This is a genomic window from Methylobacterium dankookense (assembly GCF_902141855.1).
Taxonomy (GTDB): domain Bacteria; phylum Pseudomonadota; class Alphaproteobacteria; order Rhizobiales; family Beijerinckiaceae; genus Methylobacterium; species Methylobacterium dankookense.
The window spans coordinates 24,646-51,185 of record NZ_CABFVH010000007.1; the positions used below are offsets into that span (position 1 = coordinate 24,646).

The window sequence follows — 26,540 nt, forward strand, 5'->3', positions numbered from 1 at the left end:
CGTCAAGCCCCGAACCGCTCGAATTTCGGGAAGCTGCGGGTCATCAGGCTGCCGGCGTCGGCGCGGTGGCCCATCCATTTCTCCAGCATCTGCTGGTTGGCGAGCCGGCTCTGGCCGGCGCTGTCGCGCCAGGGCAGGCCCTCGGCCAGGGTGAAGACCTGGGCCGCGGCGAGCGCGGTCTGGCGGCAGCGCTGCAGGCGCACGCCCTTGCCGCGGGCAAGCTCCGACAGCTCGGTGACGGGGAAGACCAGAAGCAGCTTGTCGGTGCTGCACGCGGCGACATGGTCGCCCTCGGCCGGCACCAGGATCACGGCCTTGGCGTCCCCGTCGAGGCCGAGCACGCCCTTGCCCTTGCGCGTGTTGGCGACGACCGCGTCGGCCGGGGCGATGAAGCCGCGCCCGTCCGAGCCCGCGATGAGCAGCTTGCTCTCGGGCTTGTAGGGCAGCGCGGCCACCACCTCGGTGCCGTCGTCGAGATCGACCATCAGCCGGACCGGGTCGCCGAAGCCGCGCCCGCCCGGCAGCTTCGAGGCCTCGATGGTGAAGACCTTGCCGTTGGAGGCCAGGAGCAGGATCTTGGCCGTGGTCTCGCTCGGGAAGGCGATCTTGAGCGCGTCGTCGCCCTTGAAGGCGACGCCCGAGAGATCGGCGACATGGCCCTTGAGCGCGCGGATCCAGCCCTTCTCCGAGACGATCACGGTGATCGGCTCGCGCTCGACCAGCGCCGCGGTGAAATCGACGCCGGCGGTGTCGGGCGGGTTCTCCAGGGTGGTGCGGCGGCGGCCGAGCTTGGTCTCGGGGCCGAAGGTCTTCTTCACGGCGCGGATCTGGGCCTGCACCGTCTTCCACTGCTTCTCGTCCGAGCCGAGAAGCTCCTCGATCTCCGCCTTCTCGGCCGTCAGGGCCTCGAACTCGCGCTTCAGCTCCATCTCCTCCAGCTTGCGCAGGGAGCGCAGGCGGGTGTCGAGGATGGCGTTGGCCTGGATCTCGGTCAGCGTGAACCGGGCGATGAGCGCGGCCTTCGGCTCGTCCTCCTCGCGGATGATGCGGATGACCTCGTCGAGGTCGAGATAGACGATGAGCAGGCCGCCGAGGATCTCCAGGCGCCGCTCGATTTGGCCGAGGCGGAAGCGGGAGCGGCGCTGGAGCACCACGCGGCGATGGTCGACCCACTGCCTCAGGCACTCGGCGAGACCGATCACCCGCGGCACGAGTCCGTCGACCAGCACGTTGAGGTTCAGCGGGATCCGCGCTTCCAGCTCGGTGAGCCGGAACAGCGATTCCATCAGGATGACCGGATCGACGCTGCGCGAGCGCGGCTCCAGCACGACGCGCACATCCTCCGCCGATTCGTCGCGCACGTCGGCGAGCAGCGGCAGCTTCTTCTCCTGAAGCAGCTCGGCCATCTTCTCGATGAGCCGGCTCTTCGGCACGCCGTAGGGAATCTCGGTGACGACGATGTTCCAGGTGCCGCGGCCGAGTTCCTCCTTGGCCCAGCGGGCGCGCACGCGGAAGGCGCCGCGGCCGGTGCGATAGGCCTCGGCGATGCTCTCGGCGGAATCCACGAGGATGCCGCCGGTCGGGAAGTCCGGCCCCTGGACGAAGCGGCCGAGCTGGGCCGAGGTCGCCTCGGGATGGCTGATCAGGTAGAGCGCCGCGTCGCAGAGCTCGGCCGCGTTGTGCGGCGGGATCGAGGTCGCCATGCCGACCGCGATGCCCTGGCTGCCATTGGCCAGGAGGTTCGGGAAGGCCGCCGGCAGGACGATCGGCTCCTCCTTCTCCCCGTTATAGGAGGGCCGGAAATCGACCGTGTCCTCGTCGATCCCGTCGAGGAGCAGGCGGGCGACCTCGGTGAGGCGCGCCTCGGTGTAGCGGTAGGCCGCCGGGCCGTCGCCGTCGATATTGCCGAAATTGCCCTGGCCATCGACCAGCGGATAGCGTTGCGCGAAGTCCTGGGAGAGCCGCACCAGCGCGTCGTAGATCGCCTGGTCGCCGTGCGGATGGAAATCGCCCATCACGTCGCCGACGATCTTGGCGCATTTCTTGTGCGCGGTGTTCGGGTCGAGCCGCAGCAGGCGCATGCCGTAGAGGATGCGGCGATGCACCGGCTTCAGGCCGTCGCGCGCATCCGGCAGGGCACGGTGCATGATCGTGGAGAGCGCGTAGGCGAGGTAGCGCTCTTCCAGCGCGGATTTCAGCTCAACGCTCTCGATGCCGTCGCCGGACGGCGGCTCGAAGGGCTGTCCCATGACGGCTCCAACTTCACTGATTCAGGCGGAACATAACACGAACATGCTCAGCCATCACGCTGGCTGAGTGCGACGAATCGTGCCCGCTCCTCCGGAACTGGCAGGGCCCGGGGGTCCCAGATGTGCTGATTGAGGAAATAGCCCGTCAAGGTAAACCCCTTGGTAACGTCGTCCGGGCCGAGCCCCTCGCCCCGGAGGAAGCCCGGCAGCGGCAGCAGCCGGTCGCGATAGGGCTCGCCCGCCGAGGCGCTGACCGCGCGGCCGGAGCGCGGCGAGACGTAGATCAGGGCATCGTTCGCGCCGGTGGCCGCGCAGGCGCCGAGATCGAGGCCGAAGCCCAACTCGGCCAGGATGGCGAGCTCGAAGCGCACCATCAGCGGCGGTGCGACATGCGGATCGTCGAGCCGCTCGATCAGGATCCGGGCGGCCTCGTACAATTCGGGATGCGGATCGCGCTCGGGCAGGAGCCTGAGCAGCCCCGCCATGTGGGTGACGCCGTAGAGCGCGAGCGAGGAGCCGATCAGCCGCGAGACCACCGATTCCACGGGCTCGACCGCGTAGGAGCCGAGGCTCTCGTCGAGCCGCGCGCGCCAGGTCAGGCGCACCCGATTGCCCGGTTGCAGCACGGGCTGCATGCGCCGCGAGCGGCCGCCATGGACGAGGCCGAGATGGCGCCCGCGCTCGCGCGTCATCGCTTCCAGGACGGTGCCGGTCTCCCCGTGCCGGCGCACGCCCAGAACGATGCCATCGTCGGTCCATTGCATGGGACAGAGATAGTCGGTCCGGGGGCGTTCCGGGAGCGCATTTCGGCGGGCTGCCGGCTTCAGGGATAGAGGTGCGCGGCCTATACTCCCAGCATCGGAGAAGATTCGGATGCTGGCTCGGCTCACAGGCGTCGCGTTGGCGTTCGGCCTCGGCGGATGCATGGCGAGCCGCCCCGCGCCCGAGACGGAGGTGGCATCGGGCACCCCGCGCGAGCGCATCGCCCGCCTGGCGCTCGGCCGGGTGGAATTCGGCGCGGTCTCGCTAATCCCGGTGCGGTTCGAGCATAGCCGGATCAGCGGCCCGTTCGAGGATGCGAGCCGCACGCTCTACTGCGTCTCGACCCACATGAAGGGCCGCACCTTCGGCAAGGCCGAGCGGCCGAAGATCGTGGTGCAGGAGGACAAGGCGGCCTCCCGCTTCCGCGTGATCGACGACGACGAGGTCTGCACCGGGCACCGCACGGAGCCGTTCCCCGAGCTGGAGACCCTCGGCAACCGGAGCGCCTGACGCCGCCGCGCTTGCGCCCCGGCACGCGGCATGCTGGGCTCGCCGCATGCCCTCCCCAGCCGACGATCTCGACCTCAGCCTGGACCTGATCGCGCGCGCCCACAGCGTGCCGGTGCCCGACGACGAGAACGCCCTCCGGCTCATGACCGACGAGGAGTTGCGGCCAGGCCTCGAGCAGATCATCGCGGACCGGCAGGGCGGCGACGATCTCTGGGTCTTCGCCTACGGCTCGCTGATGTGGCGGCCGGAATTCGCCTACGCCGAGAGCCGGCTCGGTACGGTGCGCGGCTTCCACCGCCGCTTCTGCCTGCTGCAGCGGCGCTTCCGCGGCACGCCGGACCGGCCGGGCTTCGTGCTCGCCCTCGACCGGGGCGGGATCTGCCGCGGCGTCGCCTTCCGCCTCACCGGCACGGACCTGCACGAGACCCTGATGCCGGTCTGGCGGCGGGAGATGCGCGGCATGGGCTATGTCGCCCGCTGGCTCCCCGTCGCGACGGAATCCGGCACGGTCTCGGCCCTGACCTTCCTCGTGAACCGGGCGAGCGACCGCTACAGCGGCCGCCTCTCGGACGTGGAGATCGCCGACAAGATCGCGGCGGCCTGCGGGCATATCGGCCCGAGCGCGGAATACCTGTTCCGCACGGTGCGGGCCTGCGCCGAGCTCGGCATCCGCGACCGCCATCTCTGGTCGCTGCAGAAGCTGGTGGCCGAGCGATTGCGGGACTGCCTGCCCGACGAGGTGGTCAGATCCAGGTCCGCTTGAGCGCCAGCACGGCGCGGCCGGAATGGTGCTCCGCATCGGGGTTGCGGAGCTCACGAAAACCCGGCGCCTTGCCGTTCATCAGGTAGACGAACAGCGTCAGCGCCAGAACCACCTTGGTACGCATCGAACTGGTCTCAACAGCCTTAAGCGCGGCTGTTTAGGCTCGATCGCATTCGACGGACCTGCGCTGGCGCACATGGGCCCGGTTTCATCCCGGGCGCTTGCCGGCATGGTCAAGAAAGGGTTGATGTGCGGCCCGAACGACGGGAGATCAGCGGGATGACGGCACGGCTCTGGCTCGGGATGGCGGCGGCCCTCCTCGCGGGCGCCACGCAGGCCGGGGCCGCCGGCCTCGACCTGCCCGGCACGGCGGCGATCGGCCCCGAGACCCGCAGCGTGACGCTCCGCCTCGACTGCGAGCCGAAGACCGGCATCGCGGCGACGCTGACCGTGCCGCGCTTCGAGGGCCTGCCCTTCGATTTCGACGCGCTCGAAGGCCCGAGCGGCAGCGCCGCGCCGCTGACCGACCTTCGCATCGTCACGGCGTCCGGCGTGCGCAGCACCCGCGCCCGGGCGAGCGGCGCGGTGGCGGCCGATCCGGCCACGAGCTTCACCCTCACCGTGGCGCCTTCCCGCCGCGGCGAGGCGCCCCTGCGCGAGGCCGCGCTGGCGCTCGCCAAGCCCGGCGCGAAGCTCGTCTGGACGCAGACGTCGCCGCGCAAGGGCGACGCGCCGGTGGTGGCGACCTTCGTGGTCGCCGAGGAACAGGGCGCGCCGCTGCGCGCGGCCATGGGCCCCTGCCTGCAGGGATTCTGAGCGCGCCGCGGCGCGGCCTCAGTTCACCTCCACCTGCACCACGCCCGGCACCGCGCGCAGCGCCCCGGCGATGGCGGGCGTCGCCTGGTACTTGCCGGGCAGGCGCACCTCGACCTCGCTGGCGCCGTCGAGCATCAGGATCAGCGAGACCTCGCCCTCGCCGCGCAGGCCGAGCTGCTTCTGCACGGCCGGGATCGGGCGCTCGTCGCGCAGATAGATGCGCATGCCCTTCTGGTAGCGGGCCACCGCCGCGTCGAGCGGTTCCGCCGTCTGGATGCGGGCGCGCACGTCCTCGCCCTCCAGGTTCGCCTGGAGCTGGAGCACCAGCGGCTTCCCGGGTTCGAGGATGTCCCGGTAATGGCCGAGCCCTTCCGAGAAGATGATCGCCTCGAAATGGCCGGTCTGGTCCGAGAGCGTGACGATGCCGAGCTTGTTGCCGCTCTTGGTGCGCCGCTCCGAGCGGTCGAGCACGGAGGCCGCAACCCGCCCGACGCTGGTGGTGCCGGCGCGGACCGAGCGGCAGAACTCGGCCCAGCTCTGCACGCGCAGCTTGCCGAGCAGGTCGCCGTACTCGTCGAGCGGGTGGCCGGAGACGAAGAAGCCGATCGCGGCGTATTCCCGCTTCAGCTTGTCGGCCATCGGCCAGAGTTCGTGGGGTGGAATGCGGAGCGAGACCGTGTCCGAGGCGACGCCGCCGAACATGTCGCCGATGCCGGTCGATTCTGCCTCGGCCGCGCCCTGGGCCAGCTTCATCATCGGCTCGATCGCCGCGAAGGCGCGGGCGCGGTCCGGCTCGATGCAGTCCAGGGCGCCGGCCTGGACGAGGCTTTCCAGCACGCGCTTGTTCACGGCGCGCGGGTTGAGGCGCCGGGCGAGGCAGGCGAGATCCTTGAACGGTTTGGTCCCGCGCGCCTGCACGATGGAGCGCACCGCCTCGCGGCCGACGCCCTTGATGGCGGCGAGCGCGTAGCGGATGCGGCCCTGATGCACCTCGAAGACCTCGCCGGAGGTGTTGATCGAGGGCGGATCGACCGGGATCTTGAGGCGCTGCGCGTCCTGGCGGAATTCGGCGAGCTTGTCGGTGTTGTCGATGTCGAGCGTCATCGCCGCGGCGAGGAACTCGACCGGGTAATTCGCCTTCAGATAGCCGGTCTGGTAGGTCAGCAGCGCGTAGGCCGCCGCGTGGCTCTTGTTGAAGCCGTAATCGGCGAACTTCGCGAGCAGGTCGAAGATCTCGTCGGCCTTGGCCTTGGTCAGCTCGCGCTCGACGCAGCCCTTCACGAAGCGCTCGCGCTGCGCATCCATCTCGGCGCGGATCTTCTTGCCCATGGCGCGGCGGAGCATGTCGGCCTCGCCGAGCGTGTAGCCCGCGAGCACCTTGGCGATCTCCATCACCTGCTCCTGGTAGACGATGATGCCGAAGGTCTCCTTCAGCATCGGCTCCAGCTTCGGGTGCGGATACCAATTGGCCTCGTTGCCGGCGTCGCGGCCGAGCTTGCGCTCGCAATAGACCGGGATGTTGGCCATCGGGCCCGGGCGATAGAGCGCCACCAGCGCGATGATGTCCTCGAAACGGTCGGCCTGCATCTCGCAGAGCGCCTTGCGCATGCCCGCCGATTCCACCTGGAACACGCCGACCGTCTCGCCCCGGCCCATCGGCTTGTAGGTGTCCTCGTTGTCAAGCGGCAGCGAGGCCAGGTCGATGTCGATGCTGCGCTGCTTGAGGAGGTCCGTGCAGCAGCGCAGCATGGTGAGCGTCTTGAGGCCGAGGAAGTCGAACTTCACCAGCCCCGCCTGCTCGACCCACTTCATGTTGAACTGGGTCACCCGCATGCCCGTCTTCGGGTCTCGGTAGAGCGGCACCAGCTCCTCGAGGGGCCGGTCGCCGATCACCACGCCCGCGGCGTGGGTCGAGGCGTGGCGGTGCAGGCCTTCGAGCTTCTTCGAGATCTCCATGAGCCGGGCCACCACCGGCTCGTCCTCGATGGCCGATTGCAGCTTCGGCTCGCCCTCGATGGCCTGGGCCAGCGTCACGGGGTTGGCCGGGTTCTGCGGCACCAGCTTCGTCAGCTTGTCGACCTGCCCGTAGGGCATCTCCAGCACGCGGCCGACGTCGCGCAGCACGCCGCGGGCGAGCAACGTGCCGAAGGTGATGATCTGCGCGACCTGCTCCTCGCCGTAGCGGCGCTGGACGTACTGGATCACGCGCTCGCGGCCTTCGACGCAGAAGTCGATGTCGAAATCCGGCATCGAGACGCGCTCAGGGTTGAGGAAGCGCTCGAACAGCAGGCCGAAGCGGAGCGGGTCGAGATCGGTGATGAGGAGCGACCACGCCACCAGCGAGCCGGCGCCCGAGCCGCGGCCGGGCCCGACCGGGATGTCGTGGGCCTTGGCCCACTTGATGAAGTCCGAGACGATCAGGAAATAGCCCGGGAACTTCATCTTGACGATGACGTCGAGCTCGAAGGCTAGACGCTCGCGGTATTGCTGCTCGGTGAAGCCCGGCGCCGGCCCGTGCTTGGCGAGCCGCGCCTCGAGGCCGGCCTCGGCCTGCCGGCGCAGCTCCGTCGGCTCGTCGGCGGAGATCGTCTCGGCGACGGCGGTCGTCGCCTCGGCGGCGAGCGCCGCACCTTGCGCCTCCTGGCTCTCGGCGAGGCCCTCCGGCGCGGCCGAGCCGAAATTCGGCAGGATGGGCTTGCGGGTGCGCACGCGGTAGGCGCAGCGCATGGCGATCTCGACGCTGGCCTGGAGCGCGTCCGGCAGGTCGCGGAACAGCTCCGCCATCTCCGCCCGCGTCTTGAAAGCGTGGCGCGGGGTCAGCTTGCGGCGGCGGTCGTCGGAGACGACGCGGCCCTCCGCGATCGCCAGCAGCGCGTCGTGCGCGTCGTAGTCGCCGGGCTTGCCGAAGAAGGGCTCGTTCGTCGCGACGAGGGAGAGACCCTGCGCCTCGGCGAGGTCGATCAGGCCGTCCTCGATCCGGCGCTCATCGTCGAGCCCGTGCCGCTGGATCTCGACATAGAGCCTGTCCTCGCCGAAGGCCGATGCCAGCCGGGCGAGCCGCGCCTGCGCGAGGTCGCGCCGCCCCGCCCTCAGCGCCGTGTCGAGGGGGCCGGTCAGGCCGCCGGTGAGCGCGATGAGGCCGCGCCCCGATTCCATGAGCGCCTCGGCCGCCACCCGCGGCGCCTCGCCGAGAGGCGTGTCGAAATAGGCCCGGCTGCCGAGGCGCAGCAGGTTGCCGTAGCCCTCCTCGTCCTGCGCGAGCAGCACGATCGGAGCGGCGGGGACACCGCCGCGCCCCATCGGGTCGGCCGCCTCGAAGGTCACGGCGAGCTGGATTCCGGCGATCGGCTGGATGCCGGAGCCCGCCGCCTTCTCCGAGAATTCGAGCGCCCCGAACAGGTTGTTGGTGTCGGTGAGCGCGAGCGCCGGCTGCCGGTCGGCGGCCGCCGCCTTCACGAGGTCGCCGACCTTCAGGGCGCCCTCGAGCAGGGAATAGGACGAGTGGACGTGGAGGTGGACGAAGCCGACCTCCTTGAGCTGACGCGCCATGACCGACCTTGCGATGGGTCGAGCAGCGTGCCGATCTGTGCCCGGGGAGTCTGTCACCGGCGGGACGCACAGGCGGCGATATCCACCGATTCCCGTCCGCACTCCGAAGCGATGTCCGGCTTCCGGTCACCTCGGGGCCAGCCCCGCGGCTTTCCTGTGAACAAGTCGGGAACCCGGGAACGAAACCAGATTCCGAGAGCGTGCCTTAAGGGACCGGCGCCAAGGCTATGCCCCAGGCCGCCACCGACGCCGTGAGGAGACCGAAGGCCATGAACTCCGCCATGCCGGTCAGGACGATCCGCTTCAACATCTCGGCTGCCTCCTGAAGAACAAAACCAGTATGTTCATGTTTTGTTCTGAAGCAAAGTGCCGAAACGGGCGTAATTGGGCGAATGGTTAAGGAGCGTTGAACGCGCGAAGGAGCTGCTCCCGCGCGGATCGAGGTTGGCGCGGGTGGGGGCTGCCGAGGGGCGTTCCAGGGGTTGATCGGAGACGGCCGTTGCGGCCCGGCTGGAGGGCGACGCAGCCCTCCCCGTGCTCGTCGCCTGTTCGAGCGGGTCTGCACTCAAGCGATCCCGTCCTCGACCTCATCCTGAGGTGAGGGGGTGGGAGGAGAGGAAATCTCCAAGCCAAGATCGGTCGATCCGACTCGAGCAGGTTCTCAGTCGAGCTGGCGGATGAGCCCATCCTGGATCGTCACCCTGCGGTCCATGCGGGCGGCGAGTTCCATGTTGTGGGTGGCGACGAGCGCCGCGAGCCCGGAGGCGCGCACCAGCGCCAGCAGAATGCCGAAGACGTGGCCCGCGGTCTGCGGATCGAGATTGCCGGTGGGCTCGTCGGCCAGCAGCAGGCGCGGCCCGTTGGCCACCGCGCGGGCGATGGCGACGCGCTGCTGCTCGCCGCCCGAAAGCTCGGCCGGGCGATGGATCAGCCGGTCCTTGAGCCCGAGGAAGGAGAGCAGCTCCGTGGCCCGCGTCCGCGCCTCCGCCTGCGGCAGGCCGCGGATGAGCTGGGGCATCACCACGTTCTCGAGCGCCGAGAATTCCGGCAGCAGGTGGTGGAACTGGTAGACGAAGCCCATCTCCTCGCGCCGGAACCGGGTGCGCTCGGCATCGCTCATCGCCGCGGTCGGATGGCCGCCGACATAGACCTCGCCGCCATCCGGCCGCTCCAGCAGGCCGGCGAGGTGCAGCAGGGTCGACTTGCCGGCGCCCGAGGGCGCGACGAGGGCGACGATCTCCCCCGGCCAGATCGCGAGGTCGGCGCCGCGCAGGATCTCCAGCGCGCCCTCGGCCTGGGCGTAGCGCCGCTCCACGCGGGCGAAGAACAGGGCCGGCACCGGTTGGGCGCCGGCGGCATCTGCGCTCATGCGGTCGTGTCCCTGAGTCTCAGCCGTAGCGCAGCGCCTGCACCGGATCGAGCCGGGCCGCGCGCCAGGAGGGATAGAGCGTCGCGACGAGCGACAGGAGGAAGGCGGTGACCACCACGACGACGACCTCGCCGGTGTTCATCTGCGCCGGGATCTCCGCGAGGAAGCGCACGGTCGGATCCCAGGCGCCGGGGAAGAGCACGCGCTGGATCGGCTTGATGTTGAGGGTGATGACCACCCCGAGCACGAGGCCGGCGAGCGTCCCGACGAGGCCGATCAGCGCCCCGTTGATCAGGAAGACGCGCATGATCGTGCCGGGCGTGGCGCCCATGGTGCGCAGGATCGCGATGTCGCTCGACTTGTCGCGCACCAGCAGGATCAGGCCGGAGACGATGTTGAGCGTCGCCACCACGACGATCAGGCTGAGGATCAGGAACATCACGTTCCGCTCGACCTCCAGCGCGCCGAAGAAGGTGCGGTTGCGCTGGCGCCAGTCGGTGAACAGGATCGGGCGCTCGGCCGCCATCTCCAGGGGCTCGCGCATGGCGGCGACCTCGTCGGGATGATCGATGTAGATCTCGATCATCGTGACGTCGCCCTCCTTGTTGAAGAAGGCCTGGGATTCGGCGAGCGGCATGAAGACGAAGGTCGAATCGAACTCCGTCATGCCGATCTCGAAGATCGCCTTGACCGCGTAGCTCTTGGTCCGCGGCGCGGTGCCGAAGGGCGTGGTCGAGCCCTTCGGCGTCGAGAGGGTGATGGTGTCGCCGGCTTGAAGCCCCAGGCTGTCGGCGAGCCGCCGGCCGATGAGGACGCCCGAGCCGTCGCCGAAATCGGCGAGCGTGCCGCCGCGGATCGACTTCGAGACCGCGGCCATGGCGTCGAGATCCTCGGCCCGGATGCCGCGCACGAGGACGCCGCTGCCGCCATAGGGCGAGGAGGCGAAGGCCTGCCCCTCGACGAGGGGGATGGCTGCGCGCACGCCGGCGACCTTCGACAGCCGGTCCGAGAGGTCGGCATAGTCGGTGAAGGTGCGGTCGATGGGCGTGGCGAAGACGTGGCCGTTGATGCCCACGATCTTCGACAGCAACTCGGAGCGGAAGCCATTCATCACCGAGAGCACGATGATGAGGGTGGCGACGCCGAGCGCGATGCCGAGCACGGAGAAGAAGGCCACCACCGAGACGCCGCCGCCGCGGCGCCGCGCCCGCAGGTAGCGGCCCGCGATGATCCATTCGAACAGGGCGAACGGCGCGGTCGCGCCCGGCCGCGGCGCGAGCGCGGCGAGCCGCCGCTTCCAGGCTGGTGTCGTCTCCGTCGCGCCGGCGCCCATCGCGGCGGCCTCAGACGCGCTTGATCCGGGCCAGCAGGTCGACCGGCGCCAGGGTCTCGCGCTCGCCGCCCGCGCGCCGCTTCAGCTCGACCTTGCCCTCGGCGAGCCCCTTGGGCCCGACCACCACCTGCCAGGGCAGGCCGATCAGGTCGGCCGTGGCGAACTTGGCGCCGGGGCGCTCGTCGCGGTCGTCGTAGAGCACGGAGACGCCCGCCGCCTCGAGCTGCGCCTGGATCTCGCCGCAGGCGGCGTCGGTGGCCGCGTCGCCGACCTTCAGGTTGATCAGGGCCACGTCGAAGGGCGCGACCGAATCCGGCCAGATGATGCCCGCCTCGTCGTGGCTCGCCTCGATGATCGCGGCGACGAGCCGGCTCGGGCCGATGCCGTAGGAGCCCATATGGACCGGGCGCTCGATGCCGTCGGGACCCGCCACCTTGGCGCCCATCGGCTCGGAATACTTGGTGCCGAAATAGAAGATGTGCCCGACCTCGATGCCGCGGGCCGCCATGCGGCTCTCCTCCGGCACCTCGGCGAAGGCGTCCGGCTCGTGCATCTCGTCGGTGGCGGCGTAGTGCGAGGTCCAGGCATCGACGAGGCCCTGGAGCCCGGCGACGTCCTCGAAATCGGTGGTGGCGGCCGGGATCTCGAAGTCGAGATAGGCCTTGTCGCAGAAGACCTCGCTCTCGCCGGTCTTGGCCAGGATGATGAACTCGTGGCTGAGGTCGCCGCCGATCGGGCCGGTATCGGCGCGCATCGGGATCGCCTTGAGGCCGAGCCCCGCGAAGGTGCGCAGATAGGCCACGAACATGCGGTTATAGGCGTGGCGGGCGCCGGCCTGGTCGAGATCGAAGGAATAGGCGTCCTTCATCAGGAACTCGCGCGAGCGCATGGTGCCGAAGCGCGGCCGCACCTCGTCGCGGAACTTCCAGGAGATCTGGTAGAGGTTCTTGGGCAGGTCCTTGTAGGAGCGCACGCTCGCGCGGAAGATCTCGGTGATGACCTCCTCGGCGGTCGGGCCGTAGAGCATCTCGCGCTCGTGCCGGTCCTTGAGGCGCAGCATCTCCTTGCCATAGGCCTCGTAGCGGCCGGATTCGCGCCAGAGCTCGGCCGATTGCACGGTCGGCATCAGCAGCTCGACGGCGCCGGCCCGGTCCTGCTCCTCGCGGATCACCGCGCAGACCCTGTTCAGCACGCGCAGGCCCAGCGGCAGCCAGGCATAGATGCCCGCCGCCTCCTGGCGGACGAGGCCCGCCCGCAGCATCAGGCGGTGAGAGACGATCTCCGCCTCCTTCGGCGTCTCGCGCAGGGTGGGGAGGAAGTAGCGGGAGAGACGCATGGCGGTCCGACGACGATCCGGGTGCAGCTGAGCAGGGGGCGTAGGCCCGATGCCGAGGGCACACAACACATTGCCCCGGGAAAACACAAGCGTCGCCCGGGCTTGCTTGCCGTCGCAGGGTCGTTTCCGCGCCCCCTGAGGTCGCGCCGACACCCAGGGACCGCAATGGCAGTTGGGGACGCTCCTTCGACGGCAAAAAAGAGCAAATTTCTGCCACGAGGGTCGTGACAGCACGAACTGTTGTTCCTATAAGCGTCCTCGCGATGTTTGCGACGCCCGGTTGAGGTGGCGCAGGGTCCGAGTCTCGGGAGGAAAATGCGACCGCCGCGCAGCCAATGCGCAGGTTCTCAAAGGTCCAGCCATCGACGAACGTTTCTCAAAGCAAGGCCTCGGGCCTTGCTTTTTTGTTTTCGGACCCTGTTCGCAGCGGCCGCCTGCGCTCGCTACAGGCCGGCGAGCGGAAAGATCGCCAGCGCGGCGAGGAAGACGACCCCGGCGAACAGGGTGGTCCACACGGCCTTCTCCCGCAGGCGCGGGGCGGCCGGCGCGCCGGGATCCTGGCCCGGTACGATGTGCTCGGGCCGCATCTCGGGCTGGTTGCGGATCGGCAGGATCGCGAAGAGCAGCGTCCACCAGACCACGAAATAGAGGGCGGCGGCCCCGAACACGGTGAGCTTGAACAGGGCCACGGCCGCCGCCACGAAGGCGGCGACCAGCACCACGACCAGCGCGAGGGTGCGCCAGGTCGAGTGCGCCACGGCTGCCAGGAACCCGCTCACCGGCTCAGACCTGCTCCAGCTCGACCAGCGTGCCGAGGAAGTCCTTCGGGTGCAGGAACAGCACCGGCTTGCCGTGCGCGCCGATCTTCGGCTCGCCGGTGCCGAGCACGCGGGCGCCCTGCGCCTTCAGCTTGTCGCGGGCGGCGAGGATGTCGTCCACCTCGTAGCAGACGTGGTGGATGCCCCCGCCCGGGTTGCGCTCGACGAAGGCCTCGATCGGCGAGCCCTCGCCGAGCGGCGACATCAGCTCGATCTTGCTGTTGGGAAGCTCCACGAACACCACCGTCACGCCGTGCTCGGGCTGCGGCAGCGGCGGCTTCACGGTAGCGCCGAGCGTATCGCGATAGGTGGCGACCGCCGCGTCGAGGTCGCGCACGGCGATGGCCACATGGTTCAGGCGCCCGATCATTGTCCCACTCCCCGTTTGTCGCGGCGGCGTCGCTGGCGCCGCTCGCCCTGTTCTATGCCTATACCGTTCGGCCCGAAGACGCGCGTGCGGCGGGAGCTCTCTCTAGCGGAGAGCGGCCGCACGCCCCAGCGGACTTTCGTCGTCGGGCCGTTCCGTTGGAGCTGCTCCCGATCGCGTTGCAATCGGGAGCAGCTCCAAGCCCTTGTTTCGACGCGCCCTATTCGCCGAACCGGCATCCAGTTCGGCTTAAGAGCGCTCTAGACCTCGACAACCTGAACGTGGCAGGCCGGCTTCTTGCCCCAGGCCTCGTTGAGGGCCGTGCGGATCGCCCGGTCGACCGCCTTCTCGACGCCCTCCGAATCCTTCAGCTTGCCTCGCGAGAGGCCGCCGAGGGTGTCGGTGACGGCATCGACCACCACGTCGATCAGCGCCTGCCCGCTGCGGCCGCGGTTCGGCAGGCCGATGATGTCCACCGCCGGCTCTCCGAGCACGACGCCGTCCTCGTCGATGGCGAGCGCCACCGAGACGAGGCCCGCCTGGGCGAGCTTGCGCCGCTCGGGGATCGCGCGGTCCTTGTCGTCGACGAGGACGTTGCCGTCCTTGAACAGGCGGCCGGCCTTGACGTGCTCCACCACGTCCGGCTTGCCGGGCGCGAGCCGGATCAGGGTTCCGTTGCGCGCCTTGACGACGTTGCCGACGCCCTGCGCCCGCGCGAAGCGGGCATGCTCGTCGAGGTGCAGCGCCTCGCCGTGGACGGGAATCGCTGTCTGCGGCCGCGTCCAGGCATACATCTGCACCATCTCGTCCCGGCGCGGATGGCCGGACACGTGGACGAGCTCGGTCCGGTCGGTGATGACCTCGACGCCCTGCTCGATCAGGTCGTTGATGATCGCGCCGACGTCGCGCTCGTTGCCGGGAATGGCGCGCGAGGAGAAGATCACCCGGTCGCCGCCCGCGAGCTGGATGTCGGGATGGTCGCGGCGCGACACGCGGGCGAGCGCCGCGCGCGGCTCGCCCTGCGAGCCCGTGAGCAGGGCCACGACGCGCTCGCGGGGGAGGTTCTTCCAGGAATCGGAGCGGCGGAAGTCCGGCAGGCCGTCGAGATAGCCGCATTCCCGGGCGACGTCGATGACGCGGTCCATGGCGCGGCCGACGGCGACCACCTCGCGCCCGCAGGCCTGCGCCGCCTCCGCCACCGCCCGGATGCGGGCGACGTTCGAGGCGAAGGTCGTCACCGCCACGCGGTGCGGCGCCTCGGCCACGAGCTTGCGGAGCGTCTGCGAGACCTCGGCCTCGGAGGGCGAGAAGCCCTCGCGCACCACGTTGGTGGAATCGCAGACGATGGCCAGCACACCCTCGTCGCCCAGCGCCTGGAAGGCCGCGGCCTCGGTGACGTTGCCGGCCACCGGGTTCGGGTCGATCTTCCAGTCGCCGGTATGGAGGACGAGGCCGGCCTTGGTCCGGATCGCCACCGCGTTCGATTCGGGGATCGAGTGCGAGACGGGCACGAAGTCGAGCTCGAACGGCCCCACCGTCACGCGCTTGCCGGGCTTCACCTCGCGCAGCTCGACCTTCGGCGCGCCGGGCTCGCCGAGGCGGCGGGCCTCCAGCAGGTTCTTGGCGAAGCGCGTGGCGTAGACCGGAACCTTGAGGCGCGGCCACAGCTCGCTGATCGCGCCGATATGGTCCTCATGCGCGTGGGTGATGAAGATCCCGAGCAGATCCTTGCGCCGCTCCTCGATGAAGGAGAGGTCCGGGAACATCAGGTCGACGCCCGGCATCGCCTCCTCACCGGCGAAGCCCATGCCGCAATCGATCATGATCCACTTGCGGCCCTTCTCCGGCCCGAAGCCGTAGAGCGCCGCGTTCATGCCGATCTCGCCCACCCCGCCCAGCGGCAGGAAGACGAGCTCGTCCTGTCCAGTCGTCATCGTCCGTCGTCCAATCTCACGCCGCCGTCGCGGCCGTTCCGAAATGCACCTCGCCCGCCGTCACGGTATGTCGCGTGCCGTCCGGGGCGAGGATCACGAGCCGCCCCCCCTCGTCGATCTCCTCGAAGCGCCCCCGCAAGGTCGCCGTACCGGTCTCGACCGCGATCGGGCCGCCGAGGCCCGCCGCCCGCGCGAGCCACCGCCCGCGAATTCCCGCGAAGCCGCGCCCCCCGTCCCAGGCCCGCGCCGCGGCGGCGAGCCGGTCGCTCAGGTGCTGCAGCACCGTCTCCGCATCCGCCGCGAACCCGGCCCCCGACAGGGCGGCGGCCCGATCCGCCACGCCCTCGGGAACGCCGGCCACGTTCACGCCGAAGCCGATCACCACCGCGCGCCGGCCGCCGGGCAGCGTCTCCGCCTCCAGCAGGATCCCGGCCAACTTGGCCGATCCGAGCAGCACGTCGTTCGGCCATTTCAGCCGGAACGGCCGTGCCGCCTCCGAGTCGTCCCCGCCCGGCCCGGTGCCGCAGGCTTCCTCGAGCGCCTCGGCGAGCGCCACGCCCGCGACGAAGCCCAGGGTCGCCAGCCGCTCGGGCTCGATCCCGGCCGCGGGCCAAAGCACGCTCGCCGCGAGGTTGCCCGGGACCGAGTCCCAGACATTGCCGCGGCGCCCGCGACCGGCCTCCTGGCGCCGCGCCGCGATCCAGAGCGGGCCGACCTCGCCCGCCCGCGCGAGCGCCATCGCCTCCCCGTTCGTCGACCCGAGCCGGTCGTGAACGTGGAGGCGATGGCCCAGATCCCTGGCGGTGGCGCCGAGGCGATAGCCCGTCGAAGCGTCGGCCAAGGCTCTCAGAACAGCGACTTGGCGGCCGCTCCCGCAGCGCCGACGAGGGGCGCCGGCAACAGCCAGAACAGGATCACCACGATGCTCGACAGGGTGAGCACCACGAGTGAGCCGATCGGCATCGCCTCGTAGGGCGCCTTCGGCTCGTCGAAATACATGATCCGCACGACGCGCAGGTAATAGTAGGCGCCCACCACGCTGGTCACGACACCGATCACCGCCAGCACCACGAGGCCCGCCTTGATCGCCGCGGCGAAGACGTAGAACTTCGCGAAGAAGCCGGCCAGCGGCGGGATGCCGGCGAGCGAGAACATCATCATCGCCAGGCAGAACGCCATCCAGGGATGGGTGCGCGAGAGGCCCGACAGGTCCTCGATCGTCTCGAACATCTCGTTGCGGCGGCGCATCGAGAGGATGATCGCGAAGGCGCCGAGCGTCATCGCGAGGTAGATGATCATGTAGATCACCACGCCGCGGATGCCCTCCTCGGAGCCGGAGGCGAGGCCGATCAGCGCGTAGCCGATATTGCCGATCGAGGAATAGGCCATCAGGCGCTTGATGTTGCGCTGCCCGATCGCCGCGAAGGAGCCGAGCGCCATCGAGGCGATAGAGATGAAGACGATGATCTGCTGCCAGATCGCGGTCACGTCCGGCAGGGCGCCGATGAAGACGCGCACCGTCATCGCCACCGCGGCCATCTTCGGGGCCGAGGCGAAGAAGGCGGTCACCGGGGTCGGCGAGCCCTCGTAGACGTCGGGCGTCCACATGTGGAACGGCACCGCCGACATCTTGAAGGCGACGCCCGCGGCCACGAACACGATGCCGAGCACGATGCCGAAGCCGGCATTCTCGTTCAGCACCGAGACGATGCCGGGGAAGGAGACGGTGCCGGTGAAGCCGTAGATCAGCGAGGAGCCGTAGAGCAGCATGCCGGAGGAGAGCGCGCCGAGCACGAAGTACTTCAGCCCGGCCTCGGTCGACTTCAGGTCGTCGCGATGGAACGAGGCGATGACGTAGGCGGCGAGCGATTGCAGCTCGAGGCCGAGATAGAGCGCGATCAGGTCGTTGGCCGAGACCATGACCATCATGCCGATCGTGGAGAGCACGATCAGGATCGGGTACTCGAACCGGTCGATCCGCTCGCGCTGGAAGTAGTCGCGCGAGAGCAGGATCGCGGCAGCCGAGCCGAGCAGGACCAGCGCCTTCATCACCTTGGCGAAGCTGTCCTGGATGAAGGCGCCGGACAGGGTCGTCACCTTGATGCCGGGCGCCTGCGAGACCACCACGAAGAGGGCCAGCAGCAGGAGGATGAGGGCGCCGACATTGACGCCCTCGACGGAGCGCTCGCCGCGGAAGGCGCCGTAGAGGATCAGCACCATCACCCCGACGCTCAGGATGATCTCGGGGATGAGCGGCGCCAGGGTGGGCAGGACGGAGTGCACGGTCGGCATCGGTGACCTCAGCGCGCGAGCGGCAGCGCGGCGGCCGCGGTCTGCGTGTTCGAGAGGGCGGTGCGGATGCCGGCCATGAGTTGCTCCGTCGACGGCGCGAACACGTCGAGGATCGGGGCCGGGTGCACGCCGTAATAGATCGTCAGGGCGACGAGGGGGGCGAGGATGATCTTCTCGCGGGTGTCGAGATCGAGGATGCCCTGGAGGCTCGGCTTCTCCAGCTTCCCGTAGATCACCCGCGCGTAGAGCCACAGCGCGTAGCCCGCCGAGAGGATGATGCCGAAGACCGAGAAGAAGGCGACCGTCGGGTTGGCCTTGAAGGCGCCCATCATGGCCAGGAACTCGCCGACGAAGCCGGAGGTGCCGGGCAGGCCGACATTGGCCATGGTGAAGACCATCATCGCCGCCGCGTAGAGCGGCATCCGCTTCACGAGGCCGCCATAGGCCGCGATCTCGCGGGTGTGCATACGGTCGTAGACCACGCCGACGCAGAGGAAGAGCGCGCCCGACACGATGCCGTGCGAGATCATCAGGAACAGCGCGCCCTGGATGCCCTGCTCGTTCAGCGTGAACAGGCCGAGCGTCACGAAGCCCATATGCGCCACGGAGGAGTAGGCGATCAGCTTCTTGATGTCGGTCTGCATCATCGCGGTGAGCGAGGTGAAGATGATCGCGATGATCGACAGGGCGAAAACGAGCGGCGCGAACTCGTGGCTCGCATCCGGCAGCATCGGCAGCGAGATCCGGATGAAGCCGTAGCCGCCCATCTTGAGGAGGATGCCCGCCAGGATCACCGAGCCCGCCGTCGGTGCCTCGACGTGGGCGTCGGGGAGCCAGGTATGGACCGGCCACATCGGCATCTTCACCGCGAAGGAGGCGAAGAAGGCGAGCCACAGCCAGGTCTGCATATGCGCCGGGAAGCGGGTCTGCAGCAGGGTCGGGATATCGGTCGTGCCGGCGTACCAGTACATCGCCATGATGGCGAGCAGCATCAGCACCGAGCCGAGCAGGGTGTAGAGGAAGAACTTGAAGCTCGCGTAGATGCGCCGCTTGCCGCCCCAGATGCCGATGATGAGGAACATCGGGATCAGGCCGGCCTCGAAGAATAGGTAGAACAGCACCAGGTCGAGGGCGCAGAACACGCCGATCATCGTCGTCTCGAGGACGAGGAAGGCGACGAAGTACTCCTTCACCCGGGTGTCGATCGAGTGCCACGACGCGCCGATGCAGAAGGGCATCAGGAAGGTCGTCAGCAGCATCAGCGGCATCGAGAAGCCGTCGAGGCCGAGCTTGAACCGGATCGTCTCGGTGATCCAGGCATGGCTCTCGACGAGCTGGAAGCTCGGCGAGGACGGGTCGAAGCGGTTCCAGGCGACCAGCGAGAGCAGGAAGGTGACGATCGTCGTCGCGAGCGCAGCCCAGCGGGCGTTGCGCTTCACGCTCTCCTCGTCACCGCGCAGGGTGAGGATGAAGGCCGCGCCGCAGAGCGGGACGATGAGGAGGCCGGAGAGGATCCCGAGGCCGAACATCAGTGGGCACCTTTGGGCAGGCCGGTCATCAGGTACCAGCTGATCAGGCCGGCGACGCCGATGAGCATCACGAAGGCGTAGTGGTAGACGTAGCCGGTCTGGAGGCGGACCACGCCGCGGGTCACGTCCACGACGCGGGCAGCGATGCCGTCAGGCCCGGCGCCGTCGATGGCGCGGCCATCGACCTGCTTCCAGAGGAAGATGCCGAAATCCTTGGCCGGGCGGACGAAGATCCGGTCGTAGATCTCGTCGAAGTACCACTTGTTGAGCAGGAACCGGTACAGGACCGGCTGCTGCTCGGCCAGGGCGTGGGGCAGGCCCGGCCGGCGGATATACATCCAGAAGGCGACGAGGAAGCCGAGAACCAGCATCACGAACGGCGACAGCGAGACCCAGCGCGGCGCGTTGTGGATCTCGTGCATGATGTGGTTGTCGGGCCCATGCGCCAGGGCGTGGCCCCAGAAGGCGTCCATGCCGTCGCCGATGAACTTGTTCTTGAAGACGAGGCCCGCGAAGAGCGCGCCGACCGCGAGCACGGCGAGCGGGATCGTCATCACGAGCGGGCTCTCGTGCGGCGCGTGCGGACCGTGGTCGTGATGCTCGATGGCGCTGTGCGAGGCGGGCTCGACATCATGGCCGTGATCGTTGTGGGCGACGCCCTCGTGATGGCCGGGCGCGCCGTCCGCCTGGTGCGCGGTCGCGGCATGCGCCACCGCCGGGGCGTGGTGGTCGTCATGACCATGCGCATCGTGCCCATGCGCGCCGTGGCCGGCCCAGCGGGCCGGGCCCTCGAAGGTCATGAAGAACAGGCGCCAGGAGTAGAACGAGGTGAAGAAGGCGGCGATCACGGTGGCGAAGAAGGCGAGCGTGTGCCCGGGCCGGGTCGACATGTAGGCCGCCTCGATGATGGCGTCCTTCGAGTAGTAGCCGGCCGTGAAGGGGAAGCCGATCAGCGCGAGCGTGCCGATCGCCATCATCGCCGTGGTGAAGGGGATGTAGGGACGCAGCGCGCCCATGTTCCGCATGTCCTGCTCATGGTGCATCGCGTGGATGACCGAGCCGGCGCCGAGGAACAGCAGCGCCTTGAAGAAGGCGTGCGTGAAGAGGTGGAAGATGCCCGCCGAGTAGGCGCCGACGCCGAGCGCCACGAACATGTAGCCGAGCTGCGAGCAGGTCGAGTAGGCGATGACGCGCTTGATGTCGTTCTGCACGAGGCCGACGGTCGCCGCGAAGAAGGCGGTGATGCCGCCGATCACGGTGACCACGATCAGCGCGTTCGGAGCGAGTTCGAAGAGCGGCGACAGGCGCGCGACCATGAACACGCCGGCGGTGACCATGGTGGCGGCGTGGATGAGCGCCGAGACCGGGGTCGGGCCCTCCATCGCGTCCGGCAGCCAGGTGTGCAGCAGGAACTGCGCCGACTTGCCCATCGCGCCCATGAACAGGAGCAGGCAGGCGAGCGTGAGCGCGTGCCAGTCGTAGCCGAGGAAGTGGAAGGTCGCGTCCTTGAACTCGTTCACGCGCGGGAAGATGCCGTCGAAGGCGACCGAGCCGAACAGCACGAAGACGAGGAAGATGCCGAGCGAGAAGCCGAAATCGCCGACGCGGTTGACGATGAAGGCCTTCATCGCGGCGGCGTTGGCCGAGGGCTTCTCGTACCAGAAGCCGATCAGGAGGTAGGAGGCGAGGCCGACGCCCTCCCAGCCGAAGAACATCTGCACGAGGTTGTCGGCCGTCACCAGCATCAGCATGGCGAAGGTGAACAGCGACAGGTAGGCGAAGAAGCGCGGCCGGTGCGGATCCTCCTCCATGTAGCCGATGGAGTAGAGGTGCACGAGGGTCGAGACCGAGGTGACGACGACGAGCATCACCCGGGTGAGCGTGTCGATCCGGAAGGCCCAGTCGACGGTCAGGCCGCCGGCCGTGAACCAGGTCGCGACCTGCACGCGGGTCGCGTGCTCGCCATCGATGAACACGCCCCAGGCGATCAGCGCGGCGAAGGCGAGGCACGCCGTGGTGACGTACTCGCTCGCCCGCGCGCCGATGAAGCGCCCGAACAGGCCGGCGATCAGGGCGCCGATGAGCGGGAAGAAGACGATCGCGTGATACATCGTTCTCTTGCAGTCCGGCCTCGGAGGCGGCGACGCCGCACCCCGCGTTTCGTGGAAAAGGGCGAAGCGCGTCGAGCCGCCTCTAGCCCTTCATCATGCTCACGTCCTCGACCGCGATGGAGCCGCGGTTGCGGAAGAAGACGACCAGGATGGCGAGCCCGATCGCGGCCTCGGCGGCGGCGACCGTGAGGACGAACAGGGCGAAGACCTGCCCCGTGATGTCGTTGAGATGCGTGGAGAACGCCACGAGATTGATGTTCACCGCGAGCAGGATCAGCTCCACGGACATCAGGATCACGATGACGTTCTTGCGGTTGATGAAGATCCCCAGCACGCCGAGCGTGAACAGGATTGCGGCGACGGTCAGGTAGTGGCTCAGGCCGATCATGTGCGTTGCCCTTTCGGCCGTTCAGACCTCGACGCCCTGGCGCGAGGGGACCTTGAGGGTCTCCACCGCCGTGGCCTGCGTGCGGGCGTTCTGCACCGCGATGTCCTGGCGCTTGACGCCGGGGCGGTCGCGCAGGGTCAGCACGATGGCGCCGATCATCGCCACCAGCAGGATCAGGCCGGCGAGCTGGAAGAAGTAGACGTATTCCGTGTAGAGCACCCGGCCGAGCGCGGCCGTGTTGGTCATGTTCTCGCCCGCGGCCACGTTGCCGAGCGGCGCCTGCACCAGGCCCGGATCGATGGTCCAGGAGCCGACCACGAGCAGGATCTCGATCAGGAACACGACCCCGATCAGGCCGCCCACCGGCAGGTAGCGCTGGAAGCCGTCGCGCAGCTCGGCGAAATCCACGTCGAGCATCATCACGACGAAGAGGAACAGCACCGCGACCGCGCCGACATAAACGACGATCAGGATCATCGCGAGGAACTCGGCGCCCATCAGCACGAACAGGCCGGCCGCGTTCACGAAGGCGAGGATCAGGAACAGGACGGAGGTGACCGGATTGCGGGAGGCGATCACCATGAAGCCCGAGGCGATGGCGACGCCCGCGAACAGGTAGAAGAAGGCGGCTGCTGCGGTCATGCGCGTGTCGGGTCGGCCGCTCGCGCGGCCCCTTCTGCCTCGTGGGACGAACGGCCAGCGCGGGCTGGCCGTCCTATAGAACCGGGTCCCGCGCCGCACAAGGTTGGGAAGCCTCGGCGCGGGGGACGCGTGGCCGCCTCAGCGGTAGGGCGCGTCCATCGCGATGTTGCGGGCGATCTCGCGCTCCCAGCGGTCGCCGTTCAGAAGGAGCTTCTGCTTGTCGTAGAGCAGCTCCTCGCGGGTCTCGACGGAGAACTCGAAGTTCGGTCCCTCGACGATGGCGTCCACCGGGCAGGCCTCCTGGCACATGCCGCAATAGATGCATTTCACCATGTCGATGTCGTAACGGGTCGTGCGCCGCGTGCCGTCGTTGCGGCGCGGGCCCGCCTCGATGGTGATGGCCTGGGCCGGGCAGATCGCCTCGCAGAGCTTGCAGGCGATGCAGCGCTCCTCGCCGTTGGGATAACGGCGCAGGGCGTGCTCGCCGCGGAAGCGCGGCCCGCGGTGACCCATCTCGAAGGGATAGTTGATCGTAGCCTTCGGCTTGAAGAAGTATTTCATGGCGAGGACGAACCCCGACACGAACTCCTTGAGCAGCAGGCTCCGGGCGACCTGATCGAGCTTCATGCCCGAATCTCCGATTGTGCTGGCATCACGCCCCCGGCGCGAGGCCGGTGAGCTTGAGGACGAAGGCCACGACGATCACCGAGATCAGCGACAGGGGCAGGAACACCTTCCAGCCGAGCCGCATGAGCTGGTCGTAGCGGTAGCGCGGAACCATGGCCTTCACCATGGCGATCATGAAGAACAGGAAGCTCGCCTTCAGCGCGAACCAGATCACGCCGGGCACCCAGGTGAAGGGCGCGAAGGGAATCGGCGAGAGCCAGCCGCCGAGGAAGAGCACCGTGCCGAGCGCACACATGGTCATGATGGCCACGTACTCGCCGAGCATGAAGAGCAGGTACGGCGTCGAGGAATACTCGACCATGTAGCCAGCCACGAGCTCCGATTCGGCCTCCGGCAGGTCGAAGGGCGGGCGGTTCGTCTCGGCGAGCGCCGAGATGAAGAACACCACGAACATCGGGAACAGCCACAGCCAGTACCAGCCGAAGATGCCGAGCGCGGTGTCCTGCGCGGTGACGATGCGCGAGAGGTTGAGCGAGCCCGCGCAGAGCAGCACGCAGATGATCACGAAGCCGAGCGAGACCTCGTAGGAGATCATCTGCGCGGCCGAGCGCAGGGCGCCGAGGAAGGCGTATTTCGAGTTCGAGGCCCAGCCGCCCATGATGACGCCGTACACGCCGAGCGACGAGATGGCGAAGATGTAGGTGATGCCGACATTGATGTCGGCGATCGCCCAGCCCTCCGCCAGCGGGATCACCGCCCAGGAGGCGAGCGCCAGCGTCGCGAAGACGAGCGGCGCCAGCAGGTAGATGCCCTTGTTGGCGCCGGCCGGGATGACCGGCTCCTTGATCACGAACTTGATCAGGTCGGCGAAGGACTGGAACAGGCCGAAGGGCCCGACCACGTTCGGGCCGCGGCGCAGCTGCACCGCCGCCCAGATCTTGCGGTCGGCGAGCAGCGCGTAGGCGATGAAGACGAGGAGCAGCGCGAGGAGCACGAAGCTCTTCAGCGCGATCAGGAGCACGGTCCCGATGACGTCCCAGGTGGTCATAGGGCCTCCTACTCGGCCGCCTCGAGCGCGCGCCCGCGGGCGAGGCTCGAGCATTCGGCGAGCACCCGCGACGCGCGGGCGATGGGGTTGGTGAGATAGAAGTCGCGCACCGGCGAGGCGAAGGCGCTGCGGGCGCCCTCCCCGCTCCGGCCGGCCAGCCCCTCGACGGCGCCGGCGACGTCGGTCTCCGCGACCGTGCCGAGGGCGGCGAAGTGCGGGTGTTCCGCGTAGAGGGCGCGGCGCAGGGCGGTCAGCGAATCGTAGGGCAGCTTGTGGCCGAGCACGTCGGACAGGGCGCGCAGGATCGCCCAATCCTCGCGGGCATCTCCCGGCGGGAAGCCGGCGCGGTTCGTCATCTGCACGCGCCCTTCCGTGTTCACGTAGGTCGCGTTCTTTTCGGTATAGGCGGCGCCCGGCAGGATCACGTCGGCGCGCTGCGCGCCGCGGTCGCCATGGGTGCCCTGGTAGACGACGAAGGCGCCCGGCGCGATCTCGCACTCGTCCGCGCCGAGATTGAACAGCACTTCAACGCCGCCGCCGACGATCCCCGCGAAGTCGAGCCCGCCCTCACCCGGCACGAAGCCGAGATCGAGCGCGCCGACGCGGGCCGCGGCGTGGTGGAGGATGCCGAAGCCGTTCCAAGCGGGCGTCACCGCGCCGACCTCGCGGGCAAGGCTCGCCGCCGCCGCCAGCACGCCGGGCTGGTTGGCAGCCGCCTCGCCGACCACGATCAGCGGGTGCTGCGCCGCCTTCAGCGCGTCGAGGAAGCTGTGCTCTCCGCGAGCCAGGGCCGCGAGCGAATCCGGCCCGGCGCCGATCTGGACATGGGGGTAGGTCAGGTCCGCCGGCTCGCCGATCAGGCCGACCGCAAGCGGCGCCATGCGCCAGCGCTTGCGGATGCGGACGTTGAGGAGCGAGGCCTCCAGGCGCGGATTGGTGCCGACGAGCAGGATCGCGTCGGCCTGCTCGATGCCGGGAATGGTCGGGTTGAAGGTGTAGGCCCCGCGGCCGAGCGCGGGATCGAGGCCGGGGCCGGCCTGCCGGCAATCGAGATTCGCCACACCGAGCGCCGTCATCAGCTGCTTGAGGGCGAAGGCCTCCTCGACCGCGGCGAGATCGCCGACGACGGCGCCCACGCGCTTCGGATCCGCCCCCTTCAGCCTGGCCGCGATGGCCCGGAAGGCCTCGCCCCACGAGGCCGGGCGCAGGCGGCCGTTCTCACGCAGGAAGGGCCGGTCGAGGCGCTGCACGCGCAGGCCGTCCACCGCGTGGCGGGTCTTGTCGGAGATCCACTCCTCGTTGATGTCCTCGTTGACGCGCGGCTCGATCTGCATGACCTCGCGCCCGCGGGCATCGACGCGGATCGCCGAGCCCACCGCATCCATCACGTCGATCGATTCGGTCTTGGACAGTTCCCAGGGCCGGACGTTGTAGCTCTGCGGCTTGTGCACGAGCGCGCCCACCGGGCAGAGGTCGGCGACGTTGCCCTGAAGCTCCGAGCCCATCGCCTGTTCGAGATAGCTCGTGATCTCCATGTCCTCGCCGCGGCCGATCGCGCCGAGATCCGGCACGCCGGCCACCTCCGCCAGGAAGCGTACGCAGCGGGTGCAGTGGATGCAGCGGTTCATCGCCGTCCGCACCAGCGGGCCGATATACTTCTCCTCGACCGCGCGCTTGTTCTCCTTGTAGCGCGTCGAATCGACCCCGTAGGCCATTGCCTGGTCCTGCAGGTCGCAATGGCCACCCTGGTCGCAGATCGGGCAATCGAGCGGGTGGTTGATGAGGAGGAACTCCATCACCCCCTCGCGCGCCTTCTTCGTACCGCCCGAGCGCGTCAGCACCTCCGGCGGCTCGCCGTTGGGACCCGGCCGGCAATCCTTCACCGAGTAGGCGCAGGAGGCGACGGGCTTGGGCGCGCCCTTCAGCTCGACCAGGCACATGCGGCAATTGCCGGCGATCGACAGCCGCTCGTGGAAGCAGAAGCGCGGGATCTCCGCGCCCGCGACCTCGCAGGCCTGGAGCAGCGTGTACTCGGCCGGGACGTCAACCTCGATGCCGTCGACGAGAATTTTCGTCATCTGTCTTTCTCGGGCTCGG

Annotated in this window: 22 protein-coding genes; 3 read left to right on the forward strand and 19 right to left on the reverse strand. The window is 69.0% G+C overall.

Features of this window, described 5'->3' with window-relative positions; all coding sequences use genetic code 11:
- Positions 1–2: 2 nt before the first annotated feature.
- Positions 3–2,249, reverse strand: coding sequence for a DNA topoisomerase IV subunit A (gene parC / locus MTDSW087_RS07985; protein ID WP_144762723.1), 2,247 nt, complete (start codon positions 2,247–2,249; stop codon positions 3–5).
- A 47-nt stretch (positions 2,250–2,296) separates the two neighbouring features.
- A complete protein-coding gene (recO, locus tag MTDSW087_RS07990) occupies positions 2,297–3,013 on the reverse strand; it encodes a DNA repair protein RecO (protein WP_144762725.1) in 717 nt (238 codons plus the stop codon).
- A gap of 160 nt (positions 3,014–3,173) precedes the next feature.
- Between recO and MTDSW087_RS07995 the strand changes: the two genes are divergently transcribed.
- The gene (locus MTDSW087_RS07995; protein ID WP_238178665.1) at positions 3,174–3,521 is read left to right on the forward strand and encodes a hypothetical protein; all 348 of its coding nucleotides are present in this window, start codon (positions 3,174–3,176) and stop codon (positions 3,519–3,521) included.
- Between the two features lie 46 nt (positions 3,522–3,567).
- Positions 3,568–4,284: a gamma-glutamylcyclotransferase gene (locus tag MTDSW087_RS08000; RefSeq protein ID WP_144762729.1), complete on the forward strand. Its 717-nt coding sequence runs from the start codon at positions 3,568–3,570 to the stop codon at positions 4,282–4,284.
- Here the strand turns inward: MTDSW087_RS08000 and MTDSW087_RS30060 are convergent.
- Positions 4,265–4,408 (reverse strand): hypothetical protein, encoded by a 144-nt coding sequence (locus MTDSW087_RS30060; RefSeq protein WP_185156747.1) that lies wholly within the window; start codon positions 4,406–4,408, stop codon positions 4,265–4,267. The two genes, MTDSW087_RS08000 and MTDSW087_RS30060, sit on opposite strands and share 20 nt — an antisense overlap.
- Positions 4,409–4,563: 155 nt before the next feature.
- On the opposite strand from MTDSW087_RS30060, the gene MTDSW087_RS08005 reads away from it, so the two are divergent.
- A complete protein-coding gene (locus MTDSW087_RS08005; RefSeq protein ID WP_144762731.1) occupies positions 4,564–5,100 on the forward strand; it encodes a hypothetical protein in 537 nt (178 codons plus the stop codon).
- 18 nt (positions 5,101–5,118) lie between these two features.
- Here the strand turns inward: MTDSW087_RS08005 and dnaE are convergent, their stop codons facing one another.
- From dnaE to nuoG, 16 genes are all read right to left on the reverse strand, one after another.
- On the reverse strand, positions 5,119–8,649 hold the full coding sequence (dnaE, locus tag MTDSW087_RS08010; RefSeq protein WP_144762733.1) for a DNA polymerase III subunit alpha: 3,531 nt from the start codon (positions 8,647–8,649) through the stop codon (positions 5,119–5,121).
- 661 nt (positions 8,650–9,310) lie between these two features.
- On the reverse strand, positions 9,311–10,018 hold the full coding sequence (locus MTDSW087_RS08015; RefSeq protein ID WP_144762735.1) for an ABC transporter ATP-binding protein: 708 nt from the start codon (positions 10,016–10,018) through the stop codon (positions 9,311–9,313).
- Positions 10,019–10,037: 19 nt separating this feature from the next.
- Entirely contained in the window at positions 10,038–11,351 is a 1,314-nt protein-coding gene (locus tag MTDSW087_RS08020; protein ID WP_144762737.1) for a lipoprotein-releasing ABC transporter permease subunit, read from the reverse strand.
- Between the two features lie 10 nt (positions 11,352–11,361).
- A complete protein-coding gene (proS, locus tag MTDSW087_RS08025) occupies positions 11,362–12,687 on the reverse strand; it encodes a proline--tRNA ligase (protein ID WP_144762739.1) in 1,326 nt (441 codons plus the stop codon).
- Positions 12,688–13,130: 443 nt separating this feature from the next.
- The gene (locus tag MTDSW087_RS08030) at positions 13,131–13,466 is read right to left on the reverse strand and encodes a DUF1467 family protein (RefSeq protein WP_238178666.1); all 336 of its coding nucleotides are present in this window, start codon (positions 13,464–13,466) and stop codon (positions 13,131–13,133) included.
- 4 nt (positions 13,467–13,470) lie between these two features.
- Positions 13,471–13,875 carry a methylmalonyl-CoA epimerase gene (gene mce / locus MTDSW087_RS08035; RefSeq protein WP_144762741.1) on the reverse strand — a complete coding sequence of 135 codons (405 nt, stop codon included), beginning with the start codon at positions 13,873–13,875 and terminating at the stop codon, positions 13,471–13,473.
- A gap of 257 nt (positions 13,876–14,132) precedes the next feature.
- Positions 14,133–15,806, reverse strand: coding sequence for a ribonuclease J (locus MTDSW087_RS08040; RefSeq protein WP_144762743.1), 1,674 nt, complete (start codon positions 15,804–15,806; stop codon positions 14,133–14,135).
- 16 nt (positions 15,807–15,822) lie between these two features.
- Positions 15,823–16,647, reverse strand: coding sequence for a biotin--[acetyl-CoA-carboxylase] ligase (locus tag MTDSW087_RS08045; protein ID WP_238178667.1), 825 nt, complete (start codon positions 16,645–16,647; stop codon positions 15,823–15,825).
- 5 nt (positions 16,648–16,652) lie between these two features.
- Positions 16,653–18,098, reverse strand: coding sequence for an NADH-quinone oxidoreductase subunit NuoN (nuoN, locus tag MTDSW087_RS08050; RefSeq protein ID WP_144762745.1), 1,446 nt, complete (start codon positions 18,096–18,098; stop codon positions 16,653–16,655).
- An 8-nt stretch (positions 18,099–18,106) separates the two neighbouring features.
- Positions 18,107–19,627 (reverse strand): NADH-quinone oxidoreductase subunit M, encoded by a 1,521-nt coding sequence (locus MTDSW087_RS08055; protein ID WP_144762748.1) that lies wholly within the window; start codon positions 19,625–19,627, stop codon positions 18,107–18,109.
- On the reverse strand, positions 19,627–21,738 hold the full coding sequence (nuoL, locus tag MTDSW087_RS08060; RefSeq protein ID WP_144762750.1) for an NADH-quinone oxidoreductase subunit L: 2,112 nt from the start codon (positions 21,736–21,738) through the stop codon (positions 19,627–19,629). Before nuoL ends, MTDSW087_RS08055 begins: the two co-directional genes overlap by 1 nt.
- An 82-nt stretch (positions 21,739–21,820) precedes the next feature.
- Complete coding sequence (nuoK, locus tag MTDSW087_RS08065) at positions 21,821–22,126, reverse strand: NADH-quinone oxidoreductase subunit NuoK (protein WP_003598182.1); 306 nt, start codon at positions 22,124–22,126, stop codon at positions 21,821–21,823.
- 21 nt (positions 22,127–22,147) lie between these two features.
- The gene (locus MTDSW087_RS08070; RefSeq protein ID WP_144762752.1) at positions 22,148–22,768 is read right to left on the reverse strand and encodes an NADH-quinone oxidoreductase subunit J; all 621 of its coding nucleotides are present in this window, start codon (positions 22,766–22,768) and stop codon (positions 22,148–22,150) included.
- Between the two features lie 138 nt (positions 22,769–22,906).
- On the reverse strand, positions 22,907–23,395 hold the full coding sequence (gene nuoI / locus MTDSW087_RS08075; protein WP_066921602.1) for an NADH-quinone oxidoreductase subunit NuoI: 489 nt from the start codon (positions 23,393–23,395) through the stop codon (positions 22,907–22,909).
- 25 nt (positions 23,396–23,420) lie between these two features.
- Complete coding sequence (nuoH, locus tag MTDSW087_RS08080) at positions 23,421–24,443, reverse strand: NADH-quinone oxidoreductase subunit NuoH (protein ID WP_144762754.1); 1,023 nt, start codon at positions 24,441–24,443, stop codon at positions 23,421–23,423.
- 8 nt (positions 24,444–24,451) lie between these two features.
- Positions 24,452–26,521 carry an NADH-quinone oxidoreductase subunit NuoG gene (nuoG, locus tag MTDSW087_RS08085; RefSeq protein WP_144762756.1) on the reverse strand — a complete coding sequence of 690 codons (2,070 nt, stop codon included), beginning with the start codon at positions 26,519–26,521 and terminating at the stop codon, positions 24,452–24,454.
- Between the last annotated feature and the right edge of the window lie 19 nt (positions 26,522–26,540).